Below are 14213 nucleotides of genomic sequence, written 5' to 3'. Positions count from 1 at the left end.
AGTGAGGTGCAAGATGAAATTTTGCAAATGAATAATAGAAAAAAATAATCATTTTATTGAATTAAATCGCACCTCATTTTTAATTTTATGACATTGCGGAGCAATTTGATATATTTACAACGGTTATTTTAAAAACATTGTAAGCTATTTATTTTTAGCAGGTTGTATTTTAATTTTTCTTTTTAAAATCGGTAATTTAACACAAATTAACAAAGTTATTAATTTCTTAAAAAATTCACCATTAAATATTGTGATTGGTTCATTAGGAACTGGAAAAATTGCCTTTTTAGTATACGCATCAAAATTACTAAAAAAGAAGAAATATCATATCGCCTCAACCTTTCCATTACTAGAAACCCAAAAATTAAGTTTAGGACATATGGGATTATTAGACTTTGATTATCCAGTATTGCCAGACAAAACCTTACTTTTGTGAGATGAAACCAACTTATTTTTAGAAGGAACGGATTGAGAAAAAAATAATACCAAAAACACGAAGAAACCGGTATCCAAGAATATTTCGCTCTGGCACGCCATTTTGGTCATATTGTGCTTGCTAGCGGTCAAAGAGATAAACATATTTAAGTTAAAGTTCGTAATATTGCCAATAATGTGATTGTGGGCATTCGTAAAAAACCCGTTAATATTTTTCGTCCCCACTTAAAAGTTGTCTATGGTACTGTTACGAACATTGAAGAATATGAACGCTGACGAAACACCTTAATTGATGCTAAAAATAGTAAAAAGGGTCGTCGCATTAAATATCGCGATATTCCTGAACTTGATATTTATTTTTTTAAACTAAAAATTCCTCTACCAATACTTAACACTTACAATTCTTTTTACCTAGCATTTTTAAGAGATTACTTAAATTCAAAAGTGAATCCTGACTATGAAAACAAATACTATAATGACACAGCAATTGATTTAGAAGACTTAGAATACTTAAAAATGGATAAATTTAGCAAATTTTTAAGAAAAATGAAAGAAAAGGAATAATAAAAAATGGAAAATCTCGCAAAAATGACCGACTTTCTCGCTCAAATGCTTTATAAGGTCTTTGACTTAATTTGAAGTTTAGAAGTGCCGGGAACGAATATTCAATTAATATTTCCTTTATTCTTAACACCGGCAGCAGAATTTCTTATGGCAATTATCCTTGGGTTTGGTGGTCAACAAGTTAATTTAGAAAAACAACGCCAATATGCTGTTAAAAATAAGGGGCGGTTAAGTGTGTGAGGAAAAGTTAAAAAGCAAGTAAAACCAATAAAAACCAAACAAGGTAACTAACAATGTTTAAACTAATTATTATTTTTATCTTAATAACTGTTCTTGGATTATTAGCAGGTAGTCATTTTGAAACTTTAACGAACTATATTAGCGAAGGGCTTGCCAATTTCCAAAAGTTTATTACTAGCAATTTAACAATTTTAGAACTATTTTAAACCAATGGCACGAACATTTTCGCAACACCCAATCTTTACTATTCTTGGTGTTACTTGTGTAATTATTGCCTTATTTATTGTAATTAAAGGACGATAAAAAATATGAAAGGAGAATAAAAATGAAAAAACTTTTAGCAAAATTATTTAAAAAAGATAATTCAAAAGAAAAAATGCCATTAAAATTCAAAATTCAAAATTCTTTTAAAAAGCAGTGGTTAAAAATATTATTAAGTATCATTTTCATTTTTATAAGCTTATTACTTTGTGTATTAACAGCAATCAATACTAAATGAATAACCGGAACAAGTGATGAATTTAATAATTTTATGAATGAACAAATGGTTAAATTCTTTGGCAAATTCAATAGTGGTATTATGCTAGCAGGAATATTTGTTTTTTGATGAGGCGGAGCAATATATTTTGTAATTAAATTTAAAAAATTAATTCGTTTGATTATTCAAAAAATTAAAGCAAAAAGAGCCTTGAAAAATGAAATCAAACAAACTCATTAATTCTTTAAAAAGATATTGATGGAGAATTTTACCTTACATTTTTATGATTACTATCTTTTTCATTCCATTTTTAAAATTGGAAATTAATGATTTGAAATTATTATATGAAAAATTTGAAGCATTAATTTCACTTATGATACTAGGATATTTAGATATATGCATCACATTAGCTGTAATTATAAATTGTGGTATTGAGTGACTTATTAAAAAAATTAAAGAAAAAAGAACAGTGAAAAATAAAATATTTTAAAAAGGAGTGATAAAAATGTTTATGAAAATATTTGCCGTGTTAATTATTGGTTTCAATAACATTTTCATCATTCCCCAAAACATTAAAAATGACAAAATAACAACACAATCACTAATTAGAAACAAAAGAGAAAGCAAGGAAACTTATGAATTAAACTTAAAAAAAGGATTTGTTTACTTAGTAAAAAATAGATGAAAAAAAACCTACTATTGATATAAAACGGGATTTATATATACATACACAACAATGACCAATAAATATGCCAAACTGAATAAAAATTAATACAATATCACCAATTAACAAAAAGAAAATACATAGCATAATAGATAATTACCACGCAAAAAATGAAAATATTTTTGATGAACTTACAAAACTCAACTTTAATATCAAGTATGAATAAATTGAAAACGGTAATATTCAAAAAAAGGAAATCGTTAATCTAGGGCGCATAAAGTTTTGTTAGGTAGGAAAAGGTTTAAATAATTTTTAATGACAAGCAACGACAATTTAATTACCATTTTATTTGGAAAATAAATAATAAAACAAAATATTTAATATCAACAAACATAATCTCAATAAAAGATTATAAAAACTAAGGAAAAAGCTTATAAAAATAACATTAAAATAATTTTTTATAACAAAAATCATACATAAGAAATATATACTTAATTTGCATATTGAAATAATTTATAGTAAATGATTATTTTTTCTTTTTTTAAAAATACCTAAGAAAACTAAACGCGGCCCCCTAAATTATAAAAAGATGTAATTTGTTTTTATTTGTTGTAAAATTAATAGGGAAAATTAATAAATTTGAGAAGGTGAAATTGATGAAAGGAAGAGTTGTTATTGGTATGAGCGGGGGGGTGGATTCTTCCGTTGCGGCATATTTATTAAAACAACAAGGATATGATGTTATTGGATTGTTTATGCGTAATTGAGATTCATTAGTAAATAATGATATTTTAGGAAATAAATCGATTAACGATGCTATTTGTCCAATGCAAGTTGATTATTTAGATGCCAAAAAAGTTGCTGAACAATTAAATATTGATTTATATCGTGTTAATTTTGTTGAAGAATATTGACAATATGTTTTTACCTATTTTTTAGAAAAATATGAAGGGGGGAGAACACCCAATCCTGATATTTTATGTAATAAATATATTAAATTTTCTGCTTTTTTAAATTATGCGTTGGAAAAGTTAAATGCTGATTATATTGCCATGGGACATTATGCTAAAGTTAAATATAATGATGAAACAAAAAAATATGAATTATTAAAAGCAAAAGATGAAACAAAAGATCAAACTTATTTTTTATCGCAATTAAATCAAGAACAGTTAGCAAAAACTATTTTTCCTTTAGGCGATATTAAAAAAGTAGAAGTTAGGCAATTAGCTAAGAAATTAAATTTAGTAACAGCTAATAAAAAAGATTCAACAGGAATTTGTTTTATTGGTAAAAGGAATTTTAAACAATTTTTACAAAATTATATTCCTGCCCAAGTTGGTAATATTGTTGATATTAAAAGTAATAAAGTTATTGGGACACATCAAGGGATTATGTATTATACGATTGGCCAAAGAAAAGGCATTGATTTATCAGGAATGAATAATCGTTATTTTGTTGTTGGTAAAGATTATTATCAAAAAATTCTTTTTGTTGTTAGTGGTAGTGATAAGGAATGATTATGAGCTAATGGTTGTTTAGTTACTGATGTTAACTGAATTAATAATTCTTTACCATTATTAAATTTACCGATTAAAGCAAAGTTTCGTTATCAACAAATTTCTTATGATGTTAAATTATTATTATTAGATAATAATTGTGTTAATGTTGTTATTGCAAATAAGGTAAGAGCTATTACTCCGGGGCAAGTTGCAGTATTTTATCAAGGTGATGTTTGTTTGGGTAGTGGAGTAATTGATAAAGTATTTAATGATAATAAATTATTAAATTATTTATAAGTTATTCATATTAGGAGGATTTAATGTTAAAAAAATTAAAAGATAAAATCTTATCTAAAAGCTCTTTAAAATATGAAAAAGGGTTGAATAAATCCCGAAAATCCTTTTTACAAAAATTACATATTTTAGTTACTAAGTATCGTGTTATTGATGAAAAATATTTTGAAGAATTAGAAAATACATTAATTTTAGCTGATATTGGTGTTAAAATGGCATTGCAAATTGTTAATGAAATTAAAAATGAAGTTAGAATTAATAATATTAAGAATCCAGAAATAATTAATGAACTTATTATTGATAAGATGTTTGCTATTTATGCTAGTAATTCGTTTATTACAACGACTTTAAATGTTTTGGATAATCAATTAAATGTTATTTTGGTTGTTGGTGTTAATGGTGCCGGTAAAACAACATCAATTGCTAAATTAGCTTATTTGCTATTACAACAAAATAAAAAAATTTTATTAGTAGCTGGGGATACTTTTAGAGCTGGTGCTGTTGAACAATTATCGCAATGAGCAAAACGCTTGCAAGTGCCAATTGTGGTGCCTAGTAAAGAACAACAAGACCCCGCTAGTGTTATTTATACTGGTATTAAAAAAGGTCAAGAATTAGAAGTTGATGTTGTTCTTTGTGATAGTGCGGGAAGGTTACAAACTAAAACTAATTTAATGAATGAATTAAATAAAATATATAAAGTTATTCAAAAGGTAATCATTGAGGCCCCTCATGAAACATTATTAGTAGTTGATGCCACAACAGGACAAAATGGCATTTCCCAAGCAAAAAACTTTACCGAAGCGGCCCCAGTTACGGGAATTATTTTAACCAAGATGGATGGTTCTTCTAAGGGGGGGGTTATTTTAGAGATTAAAGAAAGTTTAAATATTCCTGTAAAATATATTGGTCTTGGTGAAAAAATTGATGATTTAGAAGAATTTGATTTAGAGAAATATATTCAAGGATTAACAAAAGAAGTTACGAGTAGATAGGATAAGGATGAGAATTTGAGATCTTAGTAAGACTAATGAATTAAATTTATTATATGATTTATATAGTAAGTTATTAACACAGAAACAACAAAAATACTTTTCGCTTTATTTAATGGAAAATTTTTCATTACAAGAAATTGCTAATGAATTAAATGTTTCTCGTAGTGCTGTTCACGATGCTATTAGTAAGATAATTAATATCCTAAATGCTTATGAAGAAAAGATGCAGTTATTAGCAAAAGATATTCGCCGAAAAACATTATATGCATATTATGAAAATGAAACGGAAGCAAATGTAGGAATGTTAATTTCTGAGTTAAGAAAAATTGATTAGAAAGAAGGAAAAATATGAATATTTTAGTTATTGGTGATACTTATGGATTGGCAACCCTTTTTAAGACATTTTTTATGTAGACTGCCATTTTCTAAATTTAATGGGTGTTAAATAATTTAAGCTACTGTGAATTCGAATATTGTTTTATTAATTAACAAAATCAAATAGTTCGCATTTTAATTGTGTTAAATTTTCAAATTTTTTACCCTTAATAAATTCTTTTTTAAAGGTTCTGTAAGTTGTTTCAGTCACAGCATTATCATAATGATAACCTTTATTGCTTAATGATCCCTTAATATTAAAGGTTATTAAAATTTCATCAATGATTTTATTTTTGAACTCATTACCGCGATCGGTATGAAATAAAGTTATTTGCTTTAATAGTCGTGTTATTTTATGAAAAGCTTGTTGAACTAGTTCAGCGGTTTTGTTTAGCCCAGCATTATATCCAATTATTTCGCGATTAAACAAGTCAATTAATAAACAAATATAGTGTCATTTTCCTTCAACTTGCACATATGTTAAATCACTAACAACAACTTTATTTGGTTTTTATTGTTAAATTCACGGTTTAAACATTACTGATTTTGGCATTATTAGCTGTTGTTTTGTGTGTGATTACGATGTTTTAATTTGGCGTATTTAGAAACCAAATTATTTTTAATCATAATGCATCTGATTTTTTGTCGCGATAAGATGATATCTTTTCTTATCAAAACAGTTTTAATTTTACGAGCCTCATAAATTTTGCGACTTTTATTAAAAGCACTGATAACTTTCTTGTTCATAATTATTAACTTGCTTGTTAGTGCATTTATTAGTTTATTTACAACCCATAAAAATATGTACACCAATAAATGTGAACAACTAGCTAATGAATATGAAAAATTAGATGAATACTTATATAAATATCATTATCGGTTAAAATAAGGTTATAAAGTAGTTCATTTTGCTTGAAGAACAATTATTACAATTTTTGGTGATGTTACTTTTAAACGACGCCGATATAAATATTGAAATCAAAAATCAGGTAAATTTGAATATGTATGTTTGTTAGATAAAGAAATTGGTTTATTGCCCAAACAACGCATTTATTTTGATGTCCAATTTAAAGTTTTAAGTCTTTTGGGTGATGGTAAAAGCTATCGTGATGTTTTAGATGCTCTAAATCATTGTTATATTTCAAAAGCTATTATTTTCAAGTATTTTAAATAAATACGATATTACCGAATATTTTCAACTTGCAGAAAAAGAAACTAAAACTATAATTGATGTCAAAAATAAGAATTTATATATTTAGCTAGATGAGACATTTTTAGCGACATTAGATCATAAAGTTAAAAGATGGACGAATAAAGTTTTGTTAGGTAGGTAAAGATTTAAATAATTTTTAATGAAAAGCAACGAAAATTTAATTATCATTTTATTTAGAAAATAAATAATAAAACAAAATATTTAATATCAACAAACATAATCTCAATAAAAGGTTATAAAAACTAAGGAAAAAGCTTATAAAAACAACATTAAAATAAGTTTTTACAACAAAAATCATACATAAGAAATATATACTTAATTTGGATATTGAAATAATTTATAGTAAATAATTATTTTTTCTTTTTTTAAAAATACCTAAGAAAACTAAACGCGACCGATTCAATTGAAGTAATACTATAAATTCCTTTTTCAATTTCTTTTGATTTATTGTCATTATTGCAAGAAACAACAATATTTAAAGCAGTTACGCTTAAAATGGTTACGCCTAATAAACTAAATAATTTTTTCAATTTTTTACTCTCATTTTTATTTTTTATTAATATAATTGATATTATATGTGTGCAAAGATATTTAAATTAATTAAAAGCAAATTGAACAATCAACATTTTTTCTCCAAATTTCAGTCTGCTAATCTTTTTGATTTGGAATTTAATTATAAAATATTTCTCAAACTTTTAATAAAAATAATTTTTTTTAACTTGCCCTAAAGAGATGTGGGTATAAGCACATAAATCGTTTTAAATTTGTTATTTTAGTTTTTAAACTATTATTCATGTTACAAAATAAAATTAATAAACAAAAAAACTGTAAAATTTTCAAGTTTTACAGTTTTTATTAATAAATAATTATTTCAATTAAACTAAATCTCAATTTGCAATTCTTGCAGTTTTATATTTTTAAAAATTCTATTTATTCTCTCTTCACAACATATAAACTAAACAATCAGCCGGTTCGCCACAAGCACAAGTACCAGCATTTTCTTTATAATTCTACTTGCGCATCAAAAAATTCTGAATAACCGGTTTTAATTGATTTATTTGCTAATGGTCCTTTATTAACAGCCATAATAATTGTTTTTCCTTCACTTAATGATGATGTGACTAAATCAGCATTAACATCAAAGATTTCTACAACATTTTCTAAATTTTTAGGTATTATTATAACTTCTTAAAAATATATCTTCCTTACTAATTAATAGCTTCAATAGCAACAGTAATAACTTTTCTTAAAACATTACAAGAACTATTAAATTGGTCTTGTTCTTGTTCATTAATATCCAATTGTACTACTCTTTCAATGCCATTACTTCCTATGACTGCGGGAACACCTGTATAAATATTTTTTTGATTATACTCGCCGTTTAAATAAGCACCAACAGGCAAAATCACTTGTTCATCATTTAAAACTGCTTTAACAATTCTTGCTAAACAAACACCAATTCCATAATTAGTAGCTTTTTTTAATTTAATTATTTCATAAGCTTTTTGAATAACTAATTTATGAATTGATTTTAATGTTTCATCATTAATCAACTGGTTTTTCTTTAAAGTCATTAAATTTTCAGCACCAATAATTGCTTTAGAATATAATACAACGGATGAATCACCGTGTTCACCAACAATATATGCGGTCACCGATGTTGGTGAAATTTTAAAATGTTCTCCTAAAGCAAACATTAATCGTGAAGAATCAAGAATTGTTCCTGATCCAAAAATACGATTTGTAGCAAAACCACTAACTTTTTGGGCAACAAATGTTAATACATCAACAGGATTAGAAGCAATAATTACAATACCGCCAAATCCAGAATTTTTAATTTCTTTCATAATATTACTAATTATTTTAGCATTATCGACTACTAAATCTAGTCTTGTTTCATCAGGTTTTTGCGGACGGCCAGCGGTAACGACAATAATATCAGCATCTTTACAATCAAGATACGAACCATTTGTTATTTTATGAAAGGGTCTTTCTTGTCATGCTAAAGTATCTTCAAAGTCTAATTTATTACCGCGGGCAACATCTTGAAAAGCATCAATTAAAACATATTCTGATGCTAAACCAGTATTAATGCAAGAATACAAGAATGATGATCCTACTGCTCCACAACCAACTAAAACTATTTTCCTTCTATTATTCAATATTATCTACCTCCTATTAAGTTTATTTTATCATTTTTTAACATAAATTATTTTACAAATATTAAATCTTTTGAAGACTTAGTTAATATTTCATAACTTTTCTTAGTCACTAAAATATCATCTTCAATTCTAACATCACCTAATTAAGGGATATAAATTCCTGGTTCAACAGTAATTACCATTCCTACTTCTAAAGTAATATCCGAATTATTAGTTATATATTGATATTCATGAACTTCAATTCCTAAACCATGACCAGTGCTAGTGCTATGAGTAAAATATTTTCCAATTTTTTATCTAGTTTATTACCAATAACAAAAGTTCTTGTCATATCAGAACACAACCCTTGATAAATAACACCAAAATCGCAAGTGATAATTTCATTATTATTTATTACTTTATTAGTAGCCTTACCGTGTGGTAACGACGAAAGAATGCCTGATGCAATAATGCAATCAAAACTAGGTTTTTCACCACCAAATTTAAGGAAATTATCAATAATAATTCTTTCTAATCGCTTTTCGGTCATATTAGGTTTTACTTTTTTAATAATTGCTTTAAATGTTTTATCACCAATCTTAGCAGCTTGTTTTAATTTTTTAATTTCATCCTTAGTTTTAATCATGCGAATTTTATTTACTAATACAGCTTTTAATGAAACTGCCAATTTTTCACTTCAAGTCGTAAATAAAGCATATGAAGTATATTCGCTTTCAAAGCCTAATGTTATAATGTTATGTTTCTTAATTAATTCATTTAATTGTTCATAAATATTTTCCATTAAAATAATGTCGTCAATATTTTTTGCTTGCACTTTTCCGTCTTCAATATATCGTCCATCTAAAATTAAAAACGACTTTTCTTTAGTAACTAATAAATATCTTGCTGTTGAAGAAAATGTTGTATATCAAAAACGATTATAATCAGATGTAATTAATAAAGCATCAACTTTTTGTTCTTTTAATAGTTTTTTAACAGTTTTATTTTGCATAATATTTATTCTTTCTTATTAATAAATCATATTGGATAGGTTACAATAAGTTGGACCATAATTATATAGACTTCGAAATTATTAAGAAAGAAGGAATATAAAAATGGGAAATAAAACCTCATACTCTGAAGAATTTAAAAAACAAATTGTCATGCTTTATCAAAACGGGAAAAGCATTATTGAAATTATTAATGAATATGGTATTTCAAAATCTGCTATTTATAATTGAATAAAATCATTCGATCATTCTGGTTCTTTTAAAGCAAAAGATAATCGAAGTAATGAAAAAAATGAATTAATTTACTCACGAAAAGAATTAAAAAAATTACGAATGGAAAACGATATTTTAAAGCAAGCGACACTGATAATGACCAAAAAATAACAATAATTAATAACAACAAAAACAAATATTCAGTGAAGAAAATATGTAAGATTTTGGGTTTATCAAAATCAACGTATTATTGTATTATTATCAACCTAATAAATGCACTAACAAGCAGGTTAATAATTATGAACAAGAAAGTTATCAGTGCGTTTAATAAAAGTCGCAAAATTTATGGGGCTTGTAAAATTAAAGCTGTTTTAATAAGAAAAGATATCATCTTATCGCGGCGAAAAATCAGATGCATTATGATCAAAAATAATTTGGTTTCTAAATACACCAAATTAAAATATCGTAATCATAAAACAACAACTAATAATGCCCAAATTAGTAATGTTTTAAATCGTGAATTTAATGACAAAAAATTCAATGAAGTTGTTGTTAGTAGTTTAACATATGTGCAAGTTGGTGGGAAATGACACTATATTTGTTTATTAATTGACTTGTTTAATCGCGAAGTAATTGGATATAATGCCGGGCCAAACAAAACCGCTGAACTAGTTCAACAAACTTTTCATAAGAATAACACGACCATTAAAGCAAATTATTTTATTTCATGCCGATCGCGGTAATGAATTCAAAAATAAAATCATTGATGAAATTTTAATAACCTTTAATATTAAAAGATCATTAAACAATAAAGGTTGTCCTTATGATAATGTTGTGGCCAAAACAACTTACAAAACCTTTAAAACAGAATTTATTAAGGGTAAAAAATTTGAAAATTTAACACAATTAAAATGCGAACTATTTGATTTTGTTAATTAATACAACAATATTTGAATTCACAGTAGCTTAAATTATTTAACACCCGTTGAATTTAGAAAATGGCAGTCTATATAAAAATTGCCCTAAAAAGGGTTGCCATTCCAATAATAGATTTAAGTAAGTAAAAATATAAATTAATATATATTAGTGAAAATTTAATAATATTAATAATTTTTATTGTGTAAAAATTCAATAATATGATAAAATGGTAATGAATAAAAATGACAATAACAAGAAAGGTGGGGTTAGTTTAGTAATTAAATAATATAATTAGCTGATTGTTTTACTTCTTCAAAACAATACCTAAGAAAACTAAACGCGACCTTAAAAGTAATTTGTTAGTAATTTGTTATTAATTTACTATATAATTTAGTGTATTGGGTATAAAATAAAAGGAGGAACAAGGATGCGTGAAGGCATTACATTGCGTTGTGAAATCTGTAAAGAAGAAAATTATATTGATAAGAAAAATAAAAAGCTGCATCCTGAACGAGTAGAATTCAATAAATATTGTTCGCGTTGTAACGCAAAAACAATGCATAAAGAAAAGAAATAATACTTTTCTTTTTTTTATTTTGGTATGACAACCCTTTTTAGGACACTTTTTATTATGTAGACTGCCATTTTCTAAATTCAACGGGTGTTAAATAATTTAAGCTACTGTGAATTCAAATATTGTTGTATTAATTAACAAAATCAAATAGTTCGCATTTTAATTGTGTTAAATTTTCAAATTTTTTACCCTTAATAAATTCTGTTTTAAAGGTTTTGTAAGTTGTTTTGGCCACAACATTATCATAAGGACAACCTTTATTGTTTAATGATCTTTTAATATTAAAGGTTATTAAAATTTCATCAATGATTTTATTTTTGAATTCATTACCGCGATCGGCATGAAATAAAATAATTTGCTTTAATGGTCGTGTTATTCTTATGAAAAGTTTGTTGAACTAGTTCAGCGGTTTTGTTTGGCCCAGCATTATATTCAATCCAATTATTTCGCGATTAAACAAGTCAATTAATAAACAAATATAGTGTCATTTCCCACCAACTTGCACATATGTTAAACTACTAACAACAACTTCATTGAATTTTTTGTCATTAAATTCACGATTTAAAACATTATTAATTTGGGCATTATTAGTTGTTGTTTTATGATTACGATATTTTAATTTGGTGTATTTAGAAACCAAATTATTTTTGATCATAATGCATCTGATTTTTCGCCGCGATAAGATGATATCTTTTCTTATTAAAACAGCTTTAATTTTACGAGCCCCATAAATTTTGCGACTTTTATTAAACGCACTGATAACTTTCTTGTTCATAATTATTAACCTGCTTGTTAGTGCATTTATTAGGTTGATAATAATATGTTGATTTTGATAAACCCAAAATCTTACATATTTTCTTCACTGAATATTTGTTTTTGTTGTTATTAATTATTGTTATTTTTTGGTCATTATCAGTGCCGCTTGCTTTAAAATATCGTTTTCCATTCGTAATTTTTTTAATTCTTTTCGTGAGTAAATTAATTCATTTTTTTCATTACTTCGATTATCTTTTGCTTTAAAAGAACCAGAATGATCGAATGATTTTATTCAATTATAAATAGCAGATTTTGAAATACCATATTCATTAATAATTTCAATAATGCTTTTCCCGTTTTGATAAAGCATGACAATTTGTTTTTTAAATTCTTCAGAATATGAGGTTTTATTTCCCATTTTTATATTCCTTCTTTCTTAATAATTTTATCTTATTTTGAAAGTTCACATAAATATGGTCCAACTTATTGTAACCTATCTATAAATTCAAAAGTAAATCCTGATTATGAGGATAAATACTATACTGACACCGCAATTGATTTAGAAGACTTAGAATACTTAAAAATGGATAAATTTAGCAAATTTTTAAGAAAGAAGGAATATAAAAATGAAAAATCTTGCAAAAATGGCGGACTTTCTCGCTCAAATGCTTTATAAGGTCTTTGACTTAATTTGAAGTTTAGAAGTGCCGGGAACGAATATTCAATTAATATTTCATTTATTCTTAACGCTGGCTGTAGAATTTCTTATGGCAATTATTCTTGGATTTGGTAGTCAACAAGTTAATTTGAAAAAACAACGCCAATACGCGGTTAAAAATAAGGGGCGTTTAAGTGCATGAGGAAAAGCTAAAAAACAAATAAAACCAATAAAAACAAAACAAGGTAACTAACAATGTTTAAACTAATTATTATTTTTATCTTAATAACCGTTTTTGGGTTATTAGCTGGTAGTCATTTTGAAACTTTAACAAACTATGTTAGCGAAGGGCTTGCCAATTTCCAAAAGTTTATTACTAGCAATTTAACAATTTTAGAACTGTTTAAATCAATGGCCATGACATTTTCGAAACATCCAATCTTTACCATTCTGGGTGTCACTTGTATACTTATTGCCTTATTTATTGTGATTAAAGGACGATAAAAAATATAAAAGGAGAATTAAAATGAAAAAACTTTTAGGAAAATTATTTAAAAAAGATAATTCAAAAGAAAAAATGCCATTAAAATTAAGAATTAAAAATTCTTTTAAAAAGCAGTGGTTAAAAGTAGTATTAAGTATCATTTTCATCTTTATAAGCTTATTACTTTGTGCATTAACAGTAATCGATACTAAATGAATAACTGGAACAAGTAACGAATTTAATGATTTTATGAATGAAGAGATGGTTAAATTCTTTAGCAAGTTCAATAGCGGTATTATGCTAGCAGGAATATTTGTTTTTTGATGAGACGGAGCAATATATTTTGCAATTAAATTTTAAAAATTAATTCGCTTTATTATTCAAAAAATTAAAGCAAAAAGAACTTTGAAAAATGAAATCAAACAAACTCATTAATTCTTTAAAAAAATATTGATGGAGAATTTTACCTTACATTTTTATGATTACTATCTTTTTCATTCCATTTTTAAAATTGGAAATTAATGATTTGAAATTATTATATGAAAAATTTGAAGTATTAATTTCACTTATGATATTAGGTTATTTAGATATATGCATGACAATAGCCGTAATTATAAATTGTGGTATTGAGCGACTTATTAAAAAAAATAACAACGAAAAATAAAATATTTTAAAAAGGAATGGTAAAAATGTTTGTGAAAA

Annotated in this window: 17 protein-coding genes and 4 pseudogenes; 16 read left to right on the top strand and 5 right to left on the bottom strand. The window is 25.6% G+C overall.

Features of this window, described 5'->3' with window-relative positions:
* The first annotated feature begins 13 nt into the window (after positions 1-13).
* From AACK93_RS02225 to ylxM, 9 genes are all read left to right on the top strand, one after another.
* Positions 14-664: a hypothetical protein gene (locus AACK93_RS02225; RefSeq protein ID WP_339024976.1), complete on the top strand. Its 651-nt coding sequence runs from the start codon at positions 14-16 to the stop codon at positions 662-664.
* Complete coding sequence (locus AACK93_RS02220; RefSeq protein WP_339024975.1) at positions 619-999, top strand: hypothetical protein; 381 nt, start codon at positions 619-621, stop codon at positions 997-999. Before AACK93_RS02225 ends, AACK93_RS02220 begins: the two co-directional genes overlap by 46 nt.
* A gap of 6 nt (positions 1000-1005) precedes the next feature.
* On the top strand, positions 1006-1290 hold the full coding sequence (locus AACK93_RS02215; RefSeq protein ID WP_339024974.1) for a hypothetical protein: 285 nt from the start codon (positions 1006-1008) through the stop codon (positions 1288-1290).
* A 2-nt stretch (positions 1291-1292) separates the two neighbouring features.
* A complete protein-coding gene (locus AACK93_RS02210) occupies positions 1293-1445 on the top strand; it encodes a hypothetical protein (RefSeq protein ID WP_339024972.1) in 153 nt (50 codons plus the stop codon).
* A 119-nt stretch (positions 1446-1564) separates the two neighbouring features.
* Positions 1565-1957: a hypothetical protein gene (locus AACK93_RS02205; RefSeq protein WP_339024970.1), complete on the top strand. Its 393-nt coding sequence runs from the start codon at positions 1565-1567 to the stop codon at positions 1955-1957.
* Positions 1958-2222: 265 nt separating this feature from the next.
* Positions 2223-2489 carry a hypothetical protein gene (locus AACK93_RS02200; protein ID WP_339024968.1) on the top strand — a complete coding sequence of 89 codons (267 nt, stop codon included), beginning with the start codon at positions 2223-2225 and terminating at the stop codon, positions 2487-2489.
* 548 nt (positions 2490-3037) lie between these two features.
* Complete coding sequence (mnmA, locus tag AACK93_RS02195) at positions 3038-4177, top strand: tRNA 2-thiouridine(34) synthase MnmA (RefSeq protein ID WP_339024966.1); 1140 nt, start codon at positions 3038-3040, stop codon at positions 4175-4177.
* A 23-nt stretch (positions 4178-4200) separates the two neighbouring features.
* Positions 4201-5169 (top strand): signal recognition particle-docking protein FtsY, encoded by a 969-nt coding sequence (gene ftsY, locus AACK93_RS02190; RefSeq protein ID WP_339024964.1) that lies wholly within the window; start codon positions 4201-4203, stop codon positions 5167-5169.
* 7 nt (positions 5170-5176) lie between these two features.
* Positions 5177-5503: a YlxM family DNA-binding protein gene (gene ylxM, locus AACK93_RS02185; RefSeq protein ID WP_339024963.1), complete on the top strand. Its 327-nt coding sequence runs from the start codon at positions 5177-5179 to the stop codon at positions 5501-5503.
* A gap of 147 nt (positions 5504-5650) precedes the next feature.
* On the opposite strand, the pseudogene AACK93_RS02180 reads toward ylxM, so the two are convergent.
* Positions 5651-6043, bottom strand: a pseudogene (locus AACK93_RS02180) (DDE-type integrase/transposase/recombinase); the annotation flags it as partial.
* Between the two features lie 56 nt (positions 6044-6099).
* On the bottom strand, positions 6100-6291 hold the full coding sequence (locus tag AACK93_RS02175; protein ID WP_339024962.1) for a hypothetical protein: 192 nt from the start codon (positions 6289-6291) through the stop codon (positions 6100-6102).
* On the opposite strand from AACK93_RS02175, the gene AACK93_RS02170 reads away from it, so the two are divergent.
* The gene (locus tag AACK93_RS02170; protein WP_339024961.1) at positions 6284-6433 is read left to right on the top strand and encodes a hypothetical protein; all 150 of its coding nucleotides are present in this window, start codon (positions 6284-6286) and stop codon (positions 6431-6433) included. The two genes, AACK93_RS02175 and AACK93_RS02170, sit on opposite strands and share 8 nt — an antisense overlap.
* Before the next feature lie 33 nt (positions 6434-6466).
* Positions 6467-6718: a UPF0236 family transposase-like protein gene (locus tag AACK93_RS02165; RefSeq protein ID WP_339025448.1), complete on the top strand. Its 252-nt coding sequence runs from the start codon at positions 6467-6469 to the stop codon at positions 6716-6718.
* A gap of 1247 nt (positions 6719-7965) precedes the next feature.
* Here the strand turns inward: AACK93_RS02165 and AACK93_RS02160 are convergent.
* Positions 7966-8922: an L-lactate dehydrogenase gene (locus AACK93_RS02160; protein WP_422398180.1), complete on the bottom strand. Its 957-nt coding sequence runs from the start codon at positions 8920-8922 to the stop codon at positions 7966-7968.
* A 140-nt stretch (positions 8923-9062) separates the two neighbouring features.
* Positions 9063-9910, bottom strand: a pseudogene (locus AACK93_RS02155) (M24 family metallopeptidase).
* 103 nt (positions 9911-10013) lie between these two features.
* On the opposite strand from AACK93_RS02155, the pseudogene AACK93_RS02150 reads away from it, so the two are divergent.
* Both AACK93_RS02150 and rpmG read left to right on the top strand, forming a co-directional pair.
* Positions 10014-11057 (top strand): annotated as a pseudogene (locus AACK93_RS02150) (IS3 family transposase); the annotation flags it as partial.
* A gap of 409 nt (positions 11058-11466) precedes the next feature.
* Complete coding sequence (gene rpmG, locus AACK93_RS02145) at positions 11467-11616, top strand: 50S ribosomal protein L33 (protein WP_215826806.1); 150 nt, start codon at positions 11467-11469, stop codon at positions 11614-11616.
* A gap of 130 nt (positions 11617-11746) precedes the next feature.
* Here the strand turns inward: rpmG and AACK93_RS02140 are convergent.
* Positions 11747-12787: pseudogene (locus tag AACK93_RS02140) on the bottom strand (IS3 family transposase); the annotation flags it as partial.
* A 208-nt stretch (positions 12788-12995) separates the two neighbouring features.
* Between AACK93_RS02140 and AACK93_RS02135 the strand changes: the two are divergent.
* Genes AACK93_RS02135 through AACK93_RS02125 form a run of 3 tightly spaced genes read left to right on the top strand, consistent with a single transcriptional unit; the run spans position 12996 to position 13871 of the window.
* Positions 12996-13280, top strand: a complete 285-nt coding sequence (locus tag AACK93_RS02135) for a hypothetical protein (RefSeq protein WP_339024958.1) — start codon at positions 12996-12998, stop codon at positions 13278-13280.
* A gap of 2 nt (positions 13281-13282) precedes the next feature.
* A complete protein-coding gene (locus AACK93_RS02130) occupies positions 13283-13531 on the top strand; it encodes a hypothetical protein (RefSeq protein WP_339024957.1) in 249 nt (82 codons plus the stop codon).
* A gap of 22 nt (positions 13532-13553) precedes the next feature.
* Entirely contained in the window at positions 13554-13871 is a 318-nt protein-coding gene (locus AACK93_RS02125; RefSeq protein ID WP_339024956.1) for a hypothetical protein, read from the top strand.
* The last annotated feature ends 342 nt before the right edge of the window (positions 13872-14213 follow it).

The sequence above is a fragment of the Spiroplasma endosymbiont of Agriotes lineatus genome (assembly GCF_964019485.1).
GTDB lineage: Bacteria > Bacillota_I > Bacilli_A > Mycoplasmatales > Nriv7 > Nriv7.
The sequence above is the reverse complement of the archived record's forward strand: the minus strand, read 5'-3'. Positions and strand labels throughout refer to the sequence as shown.